This window comes from Kitasatospora sp. NPDC058444 (assembly GCF_042721415.1).
In the GTDB taxonomy this organism is placed as follows: Bacteria; Actinomycetota; Actinomycetes; order Streptomycetales; family Streptomycetaceae; genus Kitasatospora.
The window spans coordinates 59,365-80,237 of the sequence record NZ_JBHXLL010000031.1; the positions used below are offsets into that span (position 1 = coordinate 59,365).

3 protein-coding genes are annotated in these 20,873 nt (G+C 74.0%); all 3 read left to right on the plus strand.

What is annotated here, in order from left to right; all coding sequences use genetic code 11:
• The first annotated feature begins 1 nt into the window (after position 1).
• Genes ACFWP2_RS27690 through ACFWP2_RS27700 form a run of 3 tightly spaced genes read left to right on the plus strand, consistent with a single transcriptional unit; the run spans position 2 to position 20,765 of the window.
• Entirely contained in the window at positions 2-17,347 is a 17,346-nt protein-coding gene (locus tag ACFWP2_RS27690; protein ID WP_380456281.1) for an SDR family NAD(P)-dependent oxidoreductase, read from the plus strand.
• A gap of 2 nt (positions 17,348-17,349) precedes the next feature.
• The gene (locus ACFWP2_RS27695) at positions 17,350-19,602 is read left to right on the plus strand and encodes a cytochrome P450 (RefSeq protein ID WP_380456284.1); all 2,253 of its coding nucleotides are present in this window, start codon (positions 17,350-17,352) and stop codon (positions 19,600-19,602) included.
• Positions 19,602-20,765: a macrolide family glycosyltransferase gene (locus tag ACFWP2_RS27700; protein WP_380456286.1), complete on the plus strand. Its 1,164-nt coding sequence runs from the start codon at positions 19,602-19,604 to the stop codon at positions 20,763-20,765. The genes ACFWP2_RS27695 and ACFWP2_RS27700 overlap by 1 nt, the downstream gene beginning before the upstream one ends.
• The last annotated feature ends 108 nt before the right edge of the window (positions 20,766-20,873 follow it).

The following is a 20,873-nucleotide window of genomic DNA, read 5'->3' on the forward strand; positions in this document are numbered from 1 at the left end:
GATGTCCGACGAAGAGAAGCTCCGCACTTACCTCAAGCGCGCCACGGCCGACCTGGGAGTGCTCAGCAAGCGCCTCGCCGCCATGGAGGAGGCCGCGCGCGAGCCGATCGCGATCATCGGCATGGGCTGCCGCTACCCGGGCGGCGTGGAGTCCCCGGCCGACCTGTGGCGGCTCGTCTCGGACGGTGCCGACGCGATCACCGAGTTCCCGCCGGACCGTGGATGGGACGTCGTCTACGACCCGGACCCGGACCGGCCGGGTACGACCTACAGCCGGTCGGGCGGCTTCCTCGCCGACGGTGCCGGCTTCGACGCCGGGTTCTTCGGCATCTCGCCGCGCGAGGCGCTGGCGATGGACCCGCAGCAGCGGGTGCTGCTGGAGACCGCCTGGGAGACCTTCGAGTACGCCGGCATCGACCCGACCACACTCGGCGGCAGCCGCACGGCCGTGTTCACCGGCCTGTGGTCCTCCGGCTACGGCAACCAGCCGCCGCCGGACCTCGAAGGCTTCCTCGCCACCGGAACGGCCACCAGCGCCACCTCCGGGCGGGTGTCGTACCTGCTGGGGCTGGAGGGTCCGGCGGTGTCGGTGGACACGGCGTGCTCGTCCTCGCTGGTGGCGATCCATCTGGCGGCGCAGGCGCTGCGGGCGGGTGAGTGCTCGCTCGCGCTGGCCGGTGGTGTGACGGTCATGGCGACGCCGGCGGGGTTCGTCGAGTTCTCGCGGCAGCGGGGGCTCGCGGTCGACGGCCGGGTGAAGGCGTTCGCCGAGTCCGCCGACGGTACGTCCTGGGGTGAGGGCGCCGGCCTGGTGCTGCTGGAACGCCTGTCCGACGCCCGTCGCAACGGCCACCGGGTGCTGGCGGTCGTCCGTGGCTCGGCGGTGAACCAGGACGGCGCGTCGAACGGACTCGCGGCGCCGAACGGTCCGTCCCAGGAACGCGTCATCCGGCAGGCGCTGGCGAACGCCGGACTGTCGACGGCGGACGTGGACGCCGCGGAGGCCCACGGCACCGGGACGACGCTCGGTGACCCCATCGAGGCGCAGGCGCTGCTGGCGACCTACGGTCAGGGCCGGGACGAGCCGTTGTGGCTGGGGTCGGTGAAGTCGAACATCGGGCACACCCAGGCCGCCGCCGGGGTGGCGGGTGTGATCAAGATGATCATGGCGATGCGGCACGGTGAACTGCCGAGGACCCTCCACGTGGACGCGCCGACCTCCCACGTCGACTGGTCGGCGGGCCAGGTCTCACTGCTCACCGAGGCCCGGCCGTGGCCGGAGACGGGGCGTCCCCGCCGTGCCGGCGTGTCCGCGTTCGGTATCAGCGGTACGAACGCGCACGTGGTGATCGAGGCGCCCGACGAGGAGCCGGTCGGGGTTCCGGCGGGGTCCGCGGACGGGGTGGTGCCGTGGGTGCTGTCGGGGAAGTCGGACGCGGCGTTGCGGGAGCAGGCGCGCCGGCTGGGGGCGTTCCTGGCCGGGCATCCGGGGGTTGACGCGGCCGCCGTGGGCCGGGCGTTGGCGGGACGGTCGCGTTTCGATCACCGTGCGGTGCTGAGCGGTGCGGAGGCGTTGGAGGCACTGGCGGAGGGCCGGTCGGCACCGGGTCTGGTCACCGGGACCGTCCATCCGGTGGGCCGTACCGTCTTCGTGTTCCCGGGGCAGGGTGCGCAGTGGGTGGGCATGGGTCGGGAGCTGTACGCCGCGTACCCCGTGTTCCGGGCCGCCGTGGACGAGTGCGCCCAGGCCCTGGCCCCGTACACCGACTGGTCCCTGGCCGATGTCCTGGACGGTGCCCCGCTCGAGCGCGTGGACGTCGTGCAGCCCGCCCTGTTCGCGGTGATGGTGTCCCTGGCGGCACTGTGGCGTGCGCATGGTGTGGAGCCTGATGCCGTCGTCGGGCATTCGCAGGGCGAGATCGCGGCGGCGTACGTGGCCGGCGCGTTGTCACTGGACGATGCCGCCAAGGCGGTCGCCCTGCGCAGCAGGGCCCTGGTCGCCCTGGCGGACCAGGGCGGGATGGTGTCGGTCGGCCTGGGGCATGAGCGGGCCGCCGAGTTCGTCGCCCGCTGGGACGACCGGCTGACCGTCGCGGTGGTCAACTCGGCCGACAGCGTGGTGGTTTCGGGTGATCTGGACGCGCTGGAGGAGCTGCTGGCGGCCTGCGAGGCCGACGGCGTCCGCGCCCGGCGCCTGCCCGTCGACTACGCCGCCCACTCCGCGCAGGTCGAGGCGATCCGCGAGCAACTGCTCACCGACCTCGCCGGCATCACACCGCGCCCGGCGGCGATCCCGTTCTACTCGACGGTGACCGGCGAGGAGATCGACACCTCCGCCCTCGACGCCGACTACTGGTACCGCAACCTCCGCGAGCCCGTGCTGTTCGACCGGACCACCCGGCTGCTGCTCGACCACGGCCACACCGTCTTCGTCGAGGCCAGCCCGCACCCGGTCCTGGTCTCCGCCGTCGAGGAGAGCGGTCACCACCACGGTTCCGACCTCCTCGTCACCGGCACGCTCCGGCGCGACCAGGAGGACTTCCTCACCTCGCTCGGCCGCCTGCACGTCCATGGTGTCCCGGTCGACTGGCGGTTCCCGGAAGGCACCGGGCTCGTCGGCCTGCCGACGTACGCCTTCCAGCGCCAGCCGTACTGGCTGCGGCCCGTCCCGACGGCGTCGGGCGACCACCCCCTGCTCGGCACGTTCGTGGAACTGCCCGACGGCGCGGTGCTCAGCGGACGGATCTCGCTCGCCACCCACCCGTGGCTGGCCGACCACGCGGTGCGGGGCTCCGTCCTCCTGCCCGGCACCGCGTTCGCGGAGATGGCGGCCTACGCGGCCGGCCGGCTCGGCCGCGGGGTCGAGGAGCTGGTGCTCGAGACGCCGCTCGTCCTCGACGACGCCCCGGTGCACCTCCAGGTCGTCGTGGGCCCCGAGGACGACGGCCGCAGCCCGCTCACGGTGTACTCGCGGGACGGCGACGAGTGGGTGCGGCACGCCACCGGGACCCTGGGCGAGGAGCCGGTGCTGAGAGCCTGGGACTGGCCGGCGGCCGGTGAGCCCCTCGACGTCGACGGGCTCTACGACTCGCTGTCCGTGCTCGGCTACGAGTACGGGCCGGCGTTCCAGGGCGTCACGGCGGCCTGGCGGGACGGCGACACCGTCTACGCCGAGGTGGAGCTTCCCGCCGAGGAACCGTTCGCCCTGCACCCCGCGCTGCTCGACGCCGCCCTGCACCCCATGGCCTTCCTCACCGACCGCACCGGCCTGCCGTTCGCGTTCAGCGGAGTGGCGATACGGCCCACGGGCAGCCGGACGCTGCGCGTACGCCTGTCCGCCACCGGGCCGGACACGTACACCGTGGCCGTGGCCGATCCGGACGGCACCCCGGTCGCGGTCATCACCTCGCTGACCGTCCGGGACGCCACCGCCGTCCCGGACAGCCTGTACGCACTCGACTGGGTCCCCTTCGAAGCGGCGTCGACGGACGGCGGCCCCGCGGACCTGGTCGTCCACGAGGTGTCCGCGCCGGAGCCCGGGGCGGACACCGTCGAGGCGGCGTACGAGAGCGCGCGGAGCGTACTCGCCGTGATCCGGGACCACTTGGCGGGCGAGCGGACGCGGCTGGCGGTCGTCACCCGCAACGCCGTCGCCGCCGCGCCCGGTGACGTGGTCGGCCTCCACCACTCGATGGTCTGGGGCCTGGTCCGCGGCGCACGCGCCGAGCACCCCGACCGGTTCGTCCTGGTCGACGCCGATTCGACCTGGGACCCCGCGCTGATCGCGGGCACCGACGAGCCGGAACTGGCGGTACGCCGAGGGGCGTTGCGCGTCCCCCGCCTGGTCCGGGTCGGCGCGAGCCTCACCCCGCCGGACGGGACCTGGCGGCTGGAGGACACGGGCACCGGCAGCATCGACGACCTGGCGCTGGTGCCCCGCCCGGAGCTCGTGGAGCCGCTGGAGCCCGGGCAGGTCCGGATCGCCGTGCGGGCGGCCGGACTCAACTTCCGGGACGTGCTGATCGCCCTCGGCGTCTACCCCGGCGAGGCCCTGATGGGCGGCGAAGGCGCGGGCGTCGTCCTCGAAACCGGCCCGGACAGCCCGTTCCGGCCCGGCGACCGCGTCATGGGCCTGGTCCCCGGTGCCTTCGGTCCGGTCACCGTCGCCGACCAGCGGCTGCTGGTCCGGATGCCCGACGACTGGTCGTTCGCCAGGGCCGCGTCGGTGCCCGTGGTGTTCCTGACCGCGTGGTACGGCCTGCTCGACCTGGGCGGGCTGAAGGCCGGTCAGCGGGTGCTGATCCACGCCGGCACCGGCGGCGTCGGCATGGCGGCGATCCAACTGGCCCGGCGGCTCGGGGCGGAGGTGTTCGCCACGGCCGGCCCGGCCAAGTGGCACACCCTGCGCGCCCTCGGACTGGACGAGGACCACATCGCCTCGTCGCGCACCCTGGAGTTCGAGCAGAAGTTCCCGTCCATGGACGTGGTTCTGGACTCGCTGTCCGGTGAGTTCGTCGACGCCTCCCTGCGGCTGCTCGTGCCCGGCGGCCGGTTCGTGGAGATGGGCAAGACCGACATCCGCGACGCGGCCGACCACCCCGACATCGTCTACCGGGCGTTCGACATCGCCGACGCGGGGCCGGAACGGCTCGGCGAGATCCTGGACGCCGTCGTACGGGCCTTCACGGACGGCGGGTTCGCACCGCTGCCGTTGGACGTGCGCGGGGTCCGGGACGCGGTCGACGTGTTCCGGTTCATGAGTCAGGCCGCTCATGTGGGGAAGATCGTTCTCTCGGTTCCCCAGCCGGTCGATCCCGAGGGCACGGTGTTGATCACCGGTGGTACGGGGACGCTGGGTGGCCATGTGGCCCGGCATCTGGTGGCCGAGCGCGGTGTGCGGCATCTGGTGCTGGTCAGCCGCAGTGGTGGCGGAGTGGCACTGCGTGAGGAGTTGGAGGGGCTGGGCGCGGAGGTGACCGTGGCCGCCTGCGACGTGGCGGACCGGGACGCGCTGGCGGCCCTGCTGGAGTCGATCCCGGCCGAGCGTCCGCTGACGGCCGTCGTGCACGCGGCCGGCGTGCTCGACGACGCCGTGGTCGAGTCCCTGACCCCCGAACGCCTCGCCGCCGTCTGGGAGCCCAAGGCCCGGGCGGCCTGGAACCTGCACGAACTCACCCGGGGACTGGACCTCACCGCCTTCGTCCTCTTCTCCTCGGCGGCCGGCACGCTCGGCGCGGCAGGACAGGCCAACTACGCCGCGGCCAACACCTTCCTCGACGCCCTCGCCGTGCACCGGCGCGCCCTCGGACTGCCGGCGACCTCGCTGGCCTGGGGCTTCTGGGCCGAGGCCAGCGGCATGACCGGGCACCTGAGCGGTGCCGACCAGGACCGGCTGACGCGCGCCGGGGTCGTGCCGCTGGCCACCGACCACGCCCTGTCGCTCTTCGACGCGGCCCTGGCCGCGGACCGGGCCGCGCTGGTGCCGGTACGCCTCGACCTGTCCGTGCTGGCGGGCTCCCCGGCGGCCCCGGCGGCCCTCAAGGGCCTCGTCTCCCGCAAGGCGGCCCGGCGTCCGGCGCGCCACGGCGCGATCGCCGACCGCCTGCGGACGCTGCCGGAGGCCGAACGGCTGCGGGCCGCACTCGACCTGGTCACCGCCAACACCGCCGCCGTGCTCGGGCACAGCGAACCGGGGGCCGCATGGGACCGGCAGCCGTTCAAGGACCTCGGCTTCGACTCCCTGACCGCCGTCGAACTGCGCAACCGGCTCAACACCGCCACCGGCCTGCGCCTGACCGCCACCGTCATCTTCGACCACCCCACCCCGGGGCAGCTCGCGGAGCATCTGCTGGGCCAGATCCTCGACGGGGGTGTGGCGTCGGCGGCCTCGGTGGTGCCCGCGGTGTCGGTGTCGGACGATCCGGTCGTGATCGTGGGCATGGGGGCCCGGTATCCGGGCGGGGTGGGGTCGCCGGAGGACCTGTGGCGGCTGGTCGCGGACGGCGTGGACGCGATCGGGGCGTTCCCGGGTGATCGTGGGTGGGACGTCGAGGGGCTGTTCCATCCGGACGCGGATCATCCCGGGACGTCGTACACGCGGTCGGGTGGGTTCCTGGCGGACGCGGCGGGGTTCGACGCGGATTTCTTCGGGATCTCGCCGCGTGAGGCGTTGGCGATGGATCCGCAGCAGCGGGTGCTGCTGGAGACCGCGTGGGAGACGTTCGAGGACGCGGGGATCGATCCGACGTCGTTGCGGGGCAGCCAGACGGGTGTGTTCACCGGCATCTGGTCCTCCGGCTACGGCGACCAGGCGCCCGCCGACTCCGAGGGCTACCTCGGCACGGGCGCCGCGACCAGCGTGACCTCCGGCCGGATCGCCTACCTGCTCGGCCTGGAGGGCGCGGCGGTCTCGCTGGACACGGCTTGCTCGTCCTCGCTGGTGGCCCTGCACCTGGCCGCGCAGGCACTGCGTTCGGGGGAGTGCTCACTGGCCCTGGCCGGCGGTGTGACGGTGATGGCGACCCCGCTGGGGTTCACGGAGTTCTCCCGTCAGCGCGGCCTGGCCCCTGACGGCCGGGTGAAGGCGTTCGCCGAGGCGGCCGACGGGACGGCCTGGGCCGAGGGCGCGGGCCTGCTGCTGTTGGAACGCCTGTCCGACGCCCGCCGCAACGGCCACCGGGTGCTGGCGGTGGTCCGTGGCTCGGCGGTGAACCAGGACGGCACCTCCAACGGCCTCGGGGCACCGAACGGTCCGTCGCAGGAGCGGGTGATCCGTCAGGCCCTGGCGAACGCGGGGCTGTCGACGGCGGACGTCGACGCGGTGGAGGCGCACGGCACCGGCACCACCCTCGGTGACCCCATCGAGGCGCACGCGCTGCTGGCGACCTACGGTCAGGACCGGGACGAGCCGCTGTGGCTGGGCTCGGTGAAGTCCAACATCGGCCACACCCAGGCCGCCGCCGGTGTGGCGGGCGTGATCAAGATGGTCATGGCGATGCGGCACGGGCAACTGCCGCCGACGCTGCACGTCGACGAGCCGACCTCGCACGTCGACTGGGAGTCCGGCAACATCCGGCTGCTCACCGAGGCCCGGCCCTGGCCCGACCGTGGCCACCTGCCTCGCGCGGGCATCTCGGCGTTCGGCATCAGCGGCACCAACGCGCACGTCGTCATCGAGGCGGCCGCCGAGGAGCCGGCCGGGGTTCCGGCGGAGTCCACGGGCGGGGTCGTGCCCTGGGTGCTGTCGGGGAAGTCGGAAGCGGCGCTGCGGGAGCAGGCGCGTCGGCTGGGTGCCTTCGCCGCCGCGCATCCCGAGGTGAGTGCGGCGGCGGTCGGGGGCGCTCTGGCCGCCCGCGCCGTGTTCGAGCACCGCGCGGTGCTGAGCGGTGCGGAAGCCCTGGAGGCCCTGGCCGAGGGGGGTACGGCGCCGGGTCTGGTGACCGGGATCGCCCGTCCGCTGGGTCGTTCGGTGTTCGTGTTTCCGGGGCAGGGTGCCCAGTGGGCCGGTATGGGTGGGGAGTTGTACCGCTCGGAGCCGGTGTTCCGGGAGGCGGTCGACGCGTGTGACGCGGCGTTGGCGCCGTACACGGACTGGTCGTTGGTGGAGGTGCTGATCGGCGGTGGGTCGCTGGAGCGGGTGGATGTGGTGCAGCCCGCGCTGTTCGCGGTGATGGTGGCGCTGGCCGCGCTGTGGCGTGCGCACGGGGTCGAGCCGGATGCCGTCGTCGGGCATTCGCAGGGTGAGATCGCCGCCGCGTACGTCGTCGGGGCGTTGTCCCTGGAGGACGCGGCCAAGGTGGTCGCCCTGCGGAGCAAGGCGCTGGTCGCTCTGGCGGACCAGGGCGGGATGGTGTCGGTCGGCCTGGGGCATGAGCGGGCCGTCGAGTTCACGGCCCGCTGGGACGAGCGGATCACCGTCGCGGTGGTCAACGCCCCCGGTTCGGTCGTCGTCTCGGGCGATCTGGACGCGCTGGAGGAGCTGCTGGCGGCCTGCGAGGCCGACAACATCCGCGCCCGGCGCCTGCCCGTCAACTACGCCGCCCACTCGGCCCAGGTCGAGGCGATCCGCGAGCAACTGCTCACCGACCTCGCGGACATCACGCCGAGGAGCGCGGACGTCCCCTTCTACTCGACCGTCACCGCGGAGTCCGTCGACACCTCCGTCCTCGACGCCGGCTACTGGTACCGCAACCTCCGCGCACCCGTGCTGTTCGACCAGACCACCCGGCTGCTGCTCGCCTCGGGCAGCGACCCCGTCTTCGTCGAGATCAGCCCGCACCCGGTGCTCACGCCCGCGCTGGAGGAGCACGAGGCGGGTGTGGTGACCGGGACGCTGCGCCGCGACCACGGCACCCCGGCCGAGTTCCTGGCCGCCGCGGCGCGGCTGTTCGTCGCGGGTGCGCCGGTGCGCTGGCCGATCCCTGCGGCGGAGCCGGTGGCGCTGCCCACCTACCCCTTCCAGCGGACGCGGTTCTGGCTCGCCGGAGGCGCGGGAGACGTGTCCGCGGCCGGGCTCGACTCGGTGGACCACCCGCTGCTCGGCGCCGCTGTCGAGGTCGGCGAGCAGCGGGTCCTGACGGGTCGGCTCTCCCTGGCCACCCACCCCTGGCTCGCGGACCACTCCGTCCTGGGGACGGTGCTGCTGCCCGCGACGGCGTTCGTGGAACTGGTGGTGCACGCGGCCGGGGCGGCAGTGGAGGAACTGGTCCTGGAGGCGCCGCTGACGCTGCCCGTGGACGGCGCGGTGGACGTGCAGGTCGTCGTCGGCGCGCCGGACGGGACCGGCCGCCGCACGGTCGACGTCCGGTCCCGTACGGACGGTTGGGTGCGGAACGCCACCGGCACGGTGAGCGGGGAACCCGTGGTCGGGCGGGAGCTGACGCAGTGGCCGCCGGCCGGCGCGGAACCGGTCACCGGGCTCTACGACACGCTCGCCGCGGCGGGCTACGAGTACGGGCCGGCCTTCCAGGCCGTGCAGGCGGTGTGGCGCCGCGGCGACGAGGTGTTCGCCGAGGTCACCGTGCCGGACGCGGCCCGGTTCTCCGTCCACCCGGCCCTGCTGGACGCCGCCCTGCAACCGCTGGCGCTGCTGGCCGGCACGGAAGGCGACGTGCGGCTGCCGTTCTCGCTGGGCGGGATCGCGGTCCACCGCACCGGCGTGACCTCCGCGCGGGTGCGGCTGACGGTGGTGCGCCCCGGCACGTACGCCGTCCACCTGGCGGACCGCTCCGGCGAGCCCGTGGCGACGATCGAGGCGCTGACGACGCGTCCGATGACCGAACGCGGCCCGCTGTACGCCCTCGAGTGGATTCCGCTGACCCCCGGCGAGGGCGCGCTCGGCGACGCCGTCGTCTCGCCCGGCTCGGTCGCCGAGGCGCTGACGGCCGTCCAGGACTTCCTGGCCGGGCCCGGCGAACGGCTCGTGGTGCGCACGCGGGGCGCGGTCGCCGCCGTTCCCGGTGACGCGGTGAGCGACCCGGAGGCCTCGGCCGTCTGGGGCCTGGTCCGGTCCGCGCAGTCCGAGCACCCCGGCCGGTTCGTGCTCGTGGACGCCGACGAACTGCCCGAGGGCCTGTCGGTCGGCGACGAGGACCAGGTGGCGGTGCGCGGCGGGGCCGTCTACGTGCCCCGGCTGGTGCGCTCCGCGCCGTCGGAGTTCGAGGGACGGCTGACGCAGGCGGTCACGGGCAGCCTGGACGACCTCGCGTTCCTGCCGTACGACCAGGCCCCGCTCGGGCCCTTGGAGGTGCGCGTCGCCGTGCGGGCGGCCGGCCTGAACTTCCGGGACGTGCTGATCGCCCTCCGCGTCTACCCCGGCGAGGCGCTGCTCGGCAGCGAGGGCGCGGGCGTCGTCACCGAGGTCGGCGCCGAGGTCACCGGGCTGCGGCCGGGTGACCGGGTCGCCGGGCTGCTGCCCGGCGCGTTCGGCCGGGAATCCGTCGCCGACCACCGGGTGCTGGTGCGCATCCCCGACGAGTGGACCTTCACCCAGGCCGCCACCGTGCCGATCGCGTTCATGACCGCGTGGTACGGCCTGCTCGATCTGGGCGGGCTGGAGGCCGGTCAGCGGGTGCTGATCCACGCGGGTACCGGTGGTGTCGGCATGGCGGCGATCCAGCTGGCCCGTCGGCTCGGGGCGGAGGTGTTCGCCACGGCCGGCCCGGCCAAGTGGGACACCCTCCGTGCCCTGGGGCTGGACGAGGACCACATCGCCTCATCCCGGACCCTGGAGTTCGAGCAGAAGTTCCCGCCCGTGGACGTCGTCCTGAACTCGCTGTCCGGCGAGTTCCTGGACGCCTCCCTGCGGCTCCTCGCGCCCGGCGGACGGTTCGTGGAGATGGGCAAGGCCGACGTCCGGCCCGGTGTGCTGGCCTTCGACCTGGCCGACGCGGGACCGGAGCGGCTGGGGGAGATCCTGGCCGAGGCCGTCCGGCTGCTCGGCGCGGGCGAGCTGCGCCTGCCACCACTCACCACCTGGGACGTCCGCCGCGCGCGGGACGCCTTCCGGTTCATGAGCCGGGCCGCTCATGTGGGGAAGATCGTTCTCTCGGTTCCCCAGCCGGTCGATCCCGAGGGCACGGTGTTGATCACCGGTGGTACGGGGACGCTGGGTGGTCATGTGGCCCGGCATCTGGTGGCCGAGCGGGGTGTGCGGCATCTGGTGCTGGTCAGCCGCAGCGGTGGCGGAGTGGCACTGCGTGAGGAGTTGGAGGGGCTGGGCGCGGAGGTGACCGTGGCCGCCTGTGACGTGGCGGACCGGGACGCGCTGGCGGCCCTGCTGGACTCGATCCCGGCCGAGCGTCCGCTGACGGCCGTCGTGCACGCGGCCGGTGTGCTCGACGACGGCGTCGTCGAGTCCCTCACGCCCGAGCGCCTCGCCGCCGTCTGGGAGCCCAAGGCCCGGGCGGCGTGGAACCTGCACGAACTCACCCGGGGACTGGACCTCACCGCCTTCGTCCTCTTCTCCTCGGCGGCCGGCACGCTCGGCGCGGCAGGACAGGCCAACTACGCGGCGGCGAACGCCTACCTCGACGGCCTGGCCGCGCACCGGCGTGCCCAGGGCCTGCCGGGCGTGTCGCTGGCCTGGGGCTTCTGGGCCGAGGCCAGCGGGCTGACCGGGCGGATGTCCGAGGCCGACGGTGAACGCCTCGCCCGCGCGGGGCTGCCGCCGATGGCGACCGACTACGCACTCGGGCTGTTCGACGGGGGCCTGGACACCGAGGAACCGGCGGCGGTCGCGGCCCGGATCAAGGTGTCCGCCCTGGGCGACCGGCCGGTGCTGCGCGCGCTGACCCGCACCCGCAAGCCGGTGGGGACCACCGGACTGGCGGGCGAGCTGGGATCGCTCCCCGAGGACCGGCAGCGCGAGATCCTGCTCGACCTGGTCAGCACCCACGCCTCGGCCGTCCTCGGCCGCAGCGACAGCGCGGCCGTCAGTGCCGACCGGGCGTTCAAGGACCTCGGTTTCGACTCGCTGACCGGCGTGGAACTGCGCAACCGGCTGTCCGCGGCGGTCGGGACCAGGCTGTCGGCGACGATGGTCTTCGACCACCCGACCCCGGCCCGGCTGGCCGAATACCTGCGGGAGGTGGTCCTCGGCCAGGAGCGCGGGACGGTCGCGCCCGTGACGGTAGGCATCCCCGTATCGGGTGATCCGGTGGTCGTGGTCGGGCTGGGGGCCCGGTACCCGGGTGGGGTGGGCTCGGCGCAGGAACTGTGGGACCTGGTGTCGGGTGGCGTGGACGCGGTCGGGGAGTTCCCGTCGGACCGTGGCTGGGACGTGGGTCGGCTCTACGATCCGGCCGGTGCCCCGGGGACGTCGTACACGCGGTCGGGGAGTTTCCTGGGGGACGCGGGTGGCTTCGACGCCGCGTTCTTCGGGATCTCGCCGCGTGAGGCGCTGGCGATGGATCCGCAGCAGCGGGTGCTGCTGGAGACGGTGTGGGAGACGTTCGAGGACGCCGGGATCGATCCGACGTCGTTGCGGGGCAGCCAGACGGGCGTGTTCACCGGCATCTGGGCCTCCGGCTACGCGGGCGGAGTGGACCAGATCTCGCGCGACGCGGACGGCTACGTGGCCACCGGCACGGCGACGAGTGTGACCTCCGGACGGGTGTCGTACCTGCTGGGGCTGGAGGGTCCGGCGGTGTCGGTGGACACGGCCTGCTCGTCCTCGCTGGTGGCGATCCACCTGGCGGCGCAGGCGCTGCGTTCGGGTGAGTGCTCGTTGGCCCTGGCCGGCGGTGTCACGATCATGGCGACCCCCGCCGCCTTCATCGACTTCTCGCGTCAACGGGGGCTCGCGGCCGACGGCCGGGTGAAGGCGTTCGCGGAGGCGGCCGACGGGACGGCGTGGGGCGAGGGCGCTGGTGTCGTGCTGCTGGAGCGGTTGTCGGACGCCCGGCGCAACGGTCACCAGGTGTTGGCGGTCGTCGCGGGGAGCGCGGTCAACCAGGACGGTGCGTCGAACGGGCTGACCGCGCCGAACGGTCCGTCGCAGGAGCGGGTGATCCGTCAGGCCCTCGCCAACGCGGGGCTGTCGGCGGCGGACGTGGACGCGGTGGAGGCCCACGGCACCGGCACCACGCTCGGTGACCCCATCGAGGCCCAGGCGCTGCTGGCGACCTACGGTCAGGACCGGGACGAGCCGTTGTGGCTGGGGTCTGTGAAGTCCAACATCGGCCACACCCAGGCCGCCGCCGGTGTGGCGGGCGTGATCAAGATGATCATGGCGATGCGGCACGGTGAGCTGCCGTCGACGCTGCACGTCGACGAGCCGAGTTCCCATGTCGACTGGTCGGCGGGTCAGGTCTCCCTGCTGACCGAGGCCCGGCCCTGGCCGGAGGCGGGCCGTCCTCGTCGTGCGGGTGTGTCGGCGTTCGGGATCAGCGGGACGAACGCGCACGTGATCCTGGAGGCCCCGGCCCCGGAGCCGGCTGCCCACGATCCCGCTTCCGCGCCCGCCCCTGCGGCCGTCGTGCCGGTGCCGTGGCTGCTGTCGGCCAAGTCCGAGCAGTCGCTCCGGGCCCAGGCCCGCAGGCTGCAGACGTACGCGGCCAAGGCCCCCGACGAGGACGGGATCGCCGCCGCGCTCGCCGCGCGGACCCGGTTCTCCCATCGGGCCGTGGTGACCGGACCGGAGGCACTGGCGGCCCTGCTGCGCGGGGAGGTGCATTCCGGTCTGGTGACCGGTGAGGCCCGCGACTCCGGCCGGTCGGCGTTCGTGTTCTCCGGTCAGGGTGGTCAGTGGGCGGGGATGGGGCGGGGGTTGTACCGGGAGTTCCCGGTGTTCGCCCGGGTGTTGGACGAGGTGTGCGGGTTGCTGGGCCTGCCGGTGGAGGTGCTGTTCGAGGACGCGGAAGGCGTACTCGGGGAGACGGAGTTCACGCAGGCCGGGGTGTTCGCGTTGGAGGTGGCGCTGTTCCGGCTGGTGGAGTGGCTGGGTGTGCGGCCGGACTTCGTGGTCGGGCATTCCGTCGGTGAGGTGGCGGCGGCCCATGCGGCGGGGGTCCTGACGCTGGAGGACGCGTGCGCCCTGGTGGGTGCGCGGGGCCGGTTGATGCAGGGGTTGCCCGCGGGTGGGGCGATGGTGTCGCTCCAGGCGTCGCCGGAGGAGGTGGCGGGGTCGCTGGTGCCGGGCGCCGAGGTGGCGGCGGTCAACGCGCCGGACGCGGTCGTGGTGTCCGGGGACGAGGCGGCTGTGATGGCGGTTGCCGAGGTGTGGCGGGGCCGCGGGCGCCGGGTGCGGCGGCTGGCGGTCAGTCACGCGTTCCATTCGGCGCGGATGGATCCGGTGCTGGAGGAACTCGGTGAGGTGGTCGCGGGCCTGTCGTTCGGTGAGCCGGTGATTCCGGTGGTTTCCACGGTGGCCGGGCGTCCGGTGGACATGGGGGATCCCGGGTACTGGGTGCGGCAGGTGCGGGAACCGGTCCGGTTCGCCGATGCCGTGGAGTGGCTGACTGGCCAGGGTGTGACCGGGTTCGTGGAGGTGGGTCCGCATCCGCTGCTGGTGGGGACCGGGCTGATGCGCCGTGGTGGTGATTCTCCGGAGCGGCTGTTCGCGGGGCTGGGGCGGTTGTGGGCGGACGGCGCCGTGCGCTGGTCGCCCCCCACGGCGGCGCCGGCGGGAACGTCGGGCGCGCGGGTGCCTTCGTACGCCTTCCAGCACCAGCACTACTGGCTCCAGCCCACCATCCCGTCGGAGGGCCTCGACACGCCCGACCACCCGCTGCTGCGGTCCCTGGTGAAGCTCCCCGACGGGCAGGGCGTGGTGCTGACCGGGAAGCTCTCCGCCTCCGCCCACCCGTGGCTGGCCGAGCACACCGTGCTCGGTGCGACGCTGCTGCCCGGGATGGCCTTCGTGGAGCTGGCCGTCCAGGCCGGCGAGCACACGGCCAGCCCCGTCCTGTCCGAGCTGGTCCTGGAGGCGCCGCTCGTGCTGTCCGGGCAGGACGGCGTGCACGTGCAGGTCACCGTCGGCGCGCCCGACGACGCCGGACGCAGGCCCGTCACCGTGCACTCCCGCACCTCCGCCGAGCCCGACGAGTGGACCCGCCACGCGACCGGCGTGCTCAGTCCGACGGCGGACCCGGCGACACGGGCCGAATGGACGGCCGTGCCGGGGGCGGACGACAGCGAGGCCGCGCCGATCGACATCGGCTCGCTCTACGACCGGCTCGCCGAAGCCGGCTACGAGTACGGGCCGACCTTCCAGGGGCTCACCGGCATCCGGCGGCACGGCGAGGACCTGCACGCCGAGGTGAGCTTCCCGGCGGACCCCGCGCAGCTCACCGGGTACCACGTCCACCCCGCGCTCCTGGACGCCGCCATCCAGCCGCTGACCCTGCTCGCCGGCCTCGCGGCCGGGGACGGCGGCGACGGCGGCACACCGGCGCGGATGCCCTTCTCGTTCTCCGGCGTATCGGTCACCGGGTCGGCCGCGACGGTCCGCGTGGTGCTGCACCCGACCGGGCCGGACACCTACGCGGTGCGGATCACCGACACCGCCGGGACGCCGGTCGTGAGCATCGACGAGATCGTCCTGCGGCCCGTCGAAGCGGCCGGTCCCGGGGCCGGGCGCCGGCCCAAGACGCTGTTCGCCGTCGACTGGGCCCCGATGGCGGCACCGGACGGCCCGGACACCGAGACGGTCCTCCACGAGGTCGTCGGCGGGGGCGAACCGGTCGCGGCCGCCCACGCGGTGACCCGGGAACTGCTCGGCACGGTCCGGGAGTTCCTGGCCACCGACACGCCGGCCCGGCTCGTGGTCCTCACCGGCGACGACCTGGCCTCGGCCGCGGCCCGCGGCTTCCTGCGCAGCGCGCACAGCGAGAACCCCGGGCGGATCCTGACCGTACGGCACGACGGCACGGCCGCCTCACGACGGGCGATCCCCGCCGCGGTGCGCGCCGCCGTGAGCGACGGCGAACCCGAGATCCAGTTGCGCGACGGAACCGCCCTCGTGCCGAGGCTGGTGAGGGCCGCCCCGGCCGCCCCGGCCGGGCCCCTGGACGGCGCGCCCCTGGACGGCACCGTGCTGATCACCGGCGGCACCGGCACCCTCGGCGTCCTGGTCGCCCGGCACCTGGTCGCGCGGCACGGCGCCCCGCACGTGGTGCTCGCGAGCCGCCGCGGCGTCGAGCCGCCCGGGCTCCGGCAGGAGCTGGGCGACGCCCTCACCGTGGTCGCCTGCGACGCCGGTGACCCGGCGGCGCTGAGGGATCTCGTCGCCTCGATCCCCGACCTGCGGGTCGTCGTGCACGCCGCCGGGATCGTCGACGACACCGTGGTGGGATCGATGACACCGGAGCAGATCGACACGGTGCTGCGCTCGAAGGCCGATTCCGCGTGGCACCTGCACGAGGCCACCGAGCACCTGGACCTGCGGGCGTTCGTGCTGTTCTCCTCGGCGTCCGGAGTGTTCGGCGCCCCCGGGCAGGCCAACTACGCCGCCGCGAACGCGTTCCTCGACGCGCTCGCCGAGCACCGGCACGCGCGCGGTCTGCCGGCCACCTCCCTGGCCTGGGGCCAGTGGGCCGAGTCCAGCGGCATCACCGGGAACCTGACCGAGGCCGACCACCGCCGGCTGGCGAGGACCGGGATGCTGCCGCTGGCCACCGAGCAGGCCCTCGGCCTGTTCGACACCGCCCTGGTCGGCGAACGCCCGGTGCTGGTGCCGGTCCGCCTGGACCTCGCGGCGATCGACACCCCGCCCGCGCTGCTGCGCGGACTCGTCCGGCCGCGGCGCGCGCCGGTCCCGGCGGCCGGCCCCGGCGACCTGCGGGCCAGGCTCGAAGTCCTGCCCGAGCCCGAGCAGCGCGCCCTGCTGCTCGACCTGGTCGTCACACACAGCGCGAGCATCCTCGGGATGGCCCCCGGCGGGATCGACGACCCGCGTCAGCTGTTCCGCGACCACGGCGTCGACTCGCTGACCGCCATCGAACTGCGCAACCGGCTCAACGCGGCCACCGGGCTCCAGCTCCCGGCGACCCTCGTCTTCGACTTCCCGACGCCCGAACAACTCGTCAACCACCTCTACGGGCAGCTGTGCTCGCCGGAGAACCGGGTCGCCGGGCCGATGGAGCAGCTGCTGCGCAAGGCCGTCGACGTCGGCCGCGCGCAGGACGGCCTCGACCTGCTGGCCACGGCGTCCCGGCTGAGCCCGGCCACCGACGCGCCCAAGGCCGGGACGGTCGCCCTCGCGACCGGCTTCCTCCAGCCGTCGCTGGTCTGCCTGCCGTCCGCGCTGGCGTCCGGCGGCATCGAGGAGTACGGGCGGTTCGCCGCGGCGCTGGAGGCCGCCCGCGACGTCACGGCGGTCACCCTGCCGGGCTTCGCCGGCGACCCGCTGCCCGCGGACGCCGACGTCCTGGTCCAGGCACTCGCCGAGGCCGCGTCCGCCGTCGCCGAGCCGGTGCTGGTCGGCCGTTCGGTGGGCGCGTGGCTGGCGCTGGAGACCGCGAGGGAACTGGAACGGCGGGGGGCCCGGCCCAGCGCCGTGGTGCTCATCGACGGCTACCCCGACGACCTGCCGGGTGTGCTCACCGGGATGCTCGACGCCGCCCACCAGGTCCAGCCGGTCGACGACGACCGGCTGGTGGCCATGGGCCGCTACCTCGACTTGGCCGGCGCCCCGGAGCCCGTCACCGCGCCGGTGCTGCTGGTGGGCACCGGGAAGCGCTCGTGGCCCCGGCTGTCCACCACCGTCCAGGAGGTGCTCACCGTCTCGGGCGACCACTTCACCGTCCTGGAGGAGCACTCCGCGGCCACGGCGCTGGCCATCAGCACATGGCTGCTCGACTTCAGCGGATACGGAGCCGGGTTGTCCGCACTCAGGGGAAAGGACTGATCATGATCTGGGACAACGTCTACATCGGTGGAACGGGGCGGTACCTGCCGCCCCGCACGCCCGCGACGCAGGCCGTGCCCGACACCGAGACCATGCGTCGGCTGCTCGCGCTGTCGGACTTCGTGTCGTTCACCCACTCCGACGACGTCACCGAGCACGCGATGGCCGTGCACGCGGCGATCGGAGCCCTGCGCGAGTCCGGCCACAGCGGCGCCGACATCTCCATGGCCGCCTACGCCCAGATGGACCACCAGGACCACATGGCGTCGTCCTGCCACCTCCAGCGCGTCCTCGGCCTCGGCCACGCCCTCGTCTACGAGGTCGAGGCGACCAGCAACGGCGGCTCGGCCGCGCTGCAGTCCGCCGCCGCGCACCTGGTGGCCGACCCGGCCGCGACCGCGACCCTGGTCACGGCCACCGCCCGGTTCCTGCCGCCGCGGTGGGAACGCTGGCAGCCCTCCATCGGGATCTTCCTGGCCGACGGCGCGGTCGCGGCGGTGCTCAACCGCGAGGGCGGCCGGGCGCGGCTGGTGGCGACCGCCAACAGCTCCGCGACCCAGATGGAGGTCCTGGCCACCCCGACGATCCCGGACCCCGAGGGCCACCGCAACCGTACGCCGATCGAGGTCACCGGCCTGGCCCCGTACCTGACGCTGATGAGCGGGGCACTGGTCACCGCGGTCGAGCAGGCCGCCAAGGAGGGCGGCGTCGCCGTCTCCGACATCACCAGGTTCGTCGTCACCGGTCTGGGCCTGGCCCAGCTGGAGGTCGTCGTGCTGGAGCCGCTCGGCATCGACCTGAGCCGCACCACCTGGCCGATGCTGCGCGAGCTCGGCCACGTCGGGCCGTGCGACCAACTGCTCGGCATCGACCACCTGCTGCACGACGAGACCCTCAAGCCCGGCGACACCATCATGTCGATCGGCCTCGGCATGGGCTCGCGGTTCACCGCGGCCCTGCTGGAGGTCACCGAGCCGCCCAAGCCCCGTACGACCACCGTCCTCACCGAGCCGGTGCGCGCGCAGGCCCGGCCCGCCGACGCGTACGTCATCGACCCCTCGGGCGGCGACATCTTCGGCGAGGCCGCCGCCCTGCGCGAGCGCGGCCCGGCCACGCCCGTCGAACTGCCCGGTGGCGTGTCGGCCTGGGCCGTCACCGGGCACGACCTGACGAAGAAGCTGCTGCTCGACCCCAAGGTCTCCAAGGACGCGAACAAGCACTGGCCCATGTGGCGCGACGGCGACATCCCGCCGGACTGGCCGCTGATCATGTGGGTCGCGATGCAGAACATGTTCACCGCCTACGGCAGCGACCACACCAGGCTGCGCAGCCTGGTGGCCAAGGCGTTCACCCCGCGCCGGATCGAGGCGATGCGGCCGCGCGTCGAGGAGATCACGGCCGGCCTGATCGCCGACCTGGCCGCGGTGCCGCCGGGGCAGACGGTCGACCTGCGCGCGCGGTTCGCGTTCCCGCTGCCGATCCAGGTCATCACCGGACTGTTCGGGGTGAGCGCGCAGACGGGCGCCGACCTGCGGCGGCTGGTGGACGCGGTGTTCAGCCTCGACGCGGACCCGGCGGGCGTGCAGGCCGCCTCCGGCGAGCTGTACATGCTGCTCAAGGAACTCGTGGCCGCCAAGCGGCGCGACCCCGGCGACGACATGACCAGCGACCTGATCGCCGCGCAGGAGGCGGACGGCACCCGGCTGTCCGAGCGGGAACTGCTGGACACCCTGCTGCTGACCATCTCCGCCGGCTTCGAGACGACGGTCAACCTGCTCGACCACGCCATCCACGCGCTGGCCACGCACCCGGACCAGCTCGACCTGGTCCGGTCCGGGACCAGCACCTGGGAGGACGTGGTGGACGAGACCCTGCGCTGGCAGGCGCCGGTGCCGAACCTGCCGCTGCGGTACGCCGTGGAGGACATCTCCGCGGACGGCGTGCGGATCCGCAAGGGCGAGGCGATCCTGCTGTCCTACGGCGCGGCCGGCCGCGACCCGGCGCAGCACGGCGCCGACGCGGAGGACTTCTCCGTCACCCGGCCGTCGCGGGCCGACCACCTCACCTTCGGGCACGGCGTGCACTTCTGCCTCGGCAGCCCCCTGGCGAAGCTGGAGGCGGCGACGGCGCTGTCCGCGCTGTTCTCCCGCTTCCCCCGGCTGCGGCTGGCCGTCCCGTCGTCCGAACTCGAGCCGCTGGGTTCCTTCTTCACCAACGGGCACAAGACCCTGCCGGTCGTCCTGGAGGAGAGCTGATGGCCCATTTCGCCTTCGTGAGCGCGCCCGCGTCCGGGCATGTGAACCCGACCCTGCCGCTGGTCGAGGAGCTGGTCCGGCGCGGTCACCGGGTCAGCTACGCCACGGGACCGGACACCATGGACGCCGCCGTCTCCGCCGGGGCGTCGCCGGTGACCCTGCCCTCGCAGCTGCCGCCCGACATGGCGGCGCGGGGCGACTTCACCGCGGAACAGCTCGCCGTGACGCTGGAGTACTACCTCGACGACGCGCGTGCCTCCTTCCCCGTCCTGGCCGAGCACTTCACGGCCGACCCGCCGGACGCGGTGTGCTACGACTCGGTGACCTTCACCGGGAGGATGCTGGCGAACCTGCTCGAGGTGCGGGAGATCTCCCTGGTGCCGACCTTCGCGGAGAACGAGTCCTTCTCGGCGGCGCAGGTGTACCTGCCGGCCGACTTCGACCACACCGACCCCCGGCTGGTGGCCGCGATCCAGGACATGGGGAAGTTCGCGCAGGGCCACACCTTCCTCGAGGACCCGAACCTGATGTTCGGCTACGTGGCCCCGACGAGCCTGGTGTTCATCCCCCGCGAGTTCCAGATGTCGGGGGACACCTTCGACGAGCGCTTCCACTTCGTCGGGCCGTCGCTGAGCAGCCGGCAGACCGCCGGGGAGTGGAGCCCCCGGTCGCAGGACCCGGTGCTGCTGGTGTCGCTGGGAACCGTCTTCAACGACCGGCCCGAGTTCTACCGGACCTGCATCGAGGCGTTCGGGGACACCGACTGGCAGGTCGTCATGGCGGTGGGCGGGCTGGACCAGGAGTCGCTGGGCCCGATCCCGGCGAACGTCGAAGTGCACGCGCACGTGCCGCAGGTGGCGGTGCTGCGACACGCCGAGGTGTTCCTGAGCCACGCCGGGATGAACTCGGTGATGGAGTCCCTCTACCACGGGGTGCCCTTCGTGGCGGTGCCGCAGATCCCGGAACAGCGGGCGGTCGCCCGGCGGGCGGAGGAGCTGAAGGTCGGCAGGACGCTCGCTGAGCCGACCGTGCAGGGCCTGCGCGACGCCGTCCAGGAGGTCCGGTCCTGCCGCCCCCGGGCGGAGGCCCTGAGTCGGATCGTGTACGGGGCGGGCGGAGCGTCCAAGGGGGCGGACGTCCTGGAGGAGCTGCTGACGCGGTAGCGGCCGGGCGCCACCGGGCGGTCCGCACCCGCCCCCCGCTCCGGCCGAACGCGGCTCGGCCCCGGACGTCCGATGGAGGACGGCCGGGGGCGAGCCGCGGATCCGGGG

Excerpts from the sequence above, each read along its gene's own strand:
- ACFWP2_RS27700 (WP_380456286.1), top strand. The coding sequence starts at position 19,602 with ATGGCCCATTTCGCCTTCGTGAGCGCGCCCGCGTCCGGGCATGTGAAC.
- ACFWP2_RS27690 (WP_380456281.1), top strand. The coding sequence starts at position 2 with ATGTCCGACGAAGAGAAGCTCCGCACTTACCTCAAGCGCGCCACGGCC.
- ACFWP2_RS27695 (WP_380456284.1), top strand. The coding sequence starts at position 17,350 with ATGATCTGGGACAACGTCTACATCGGTGGAACGGGGCGGTACCTGCCG.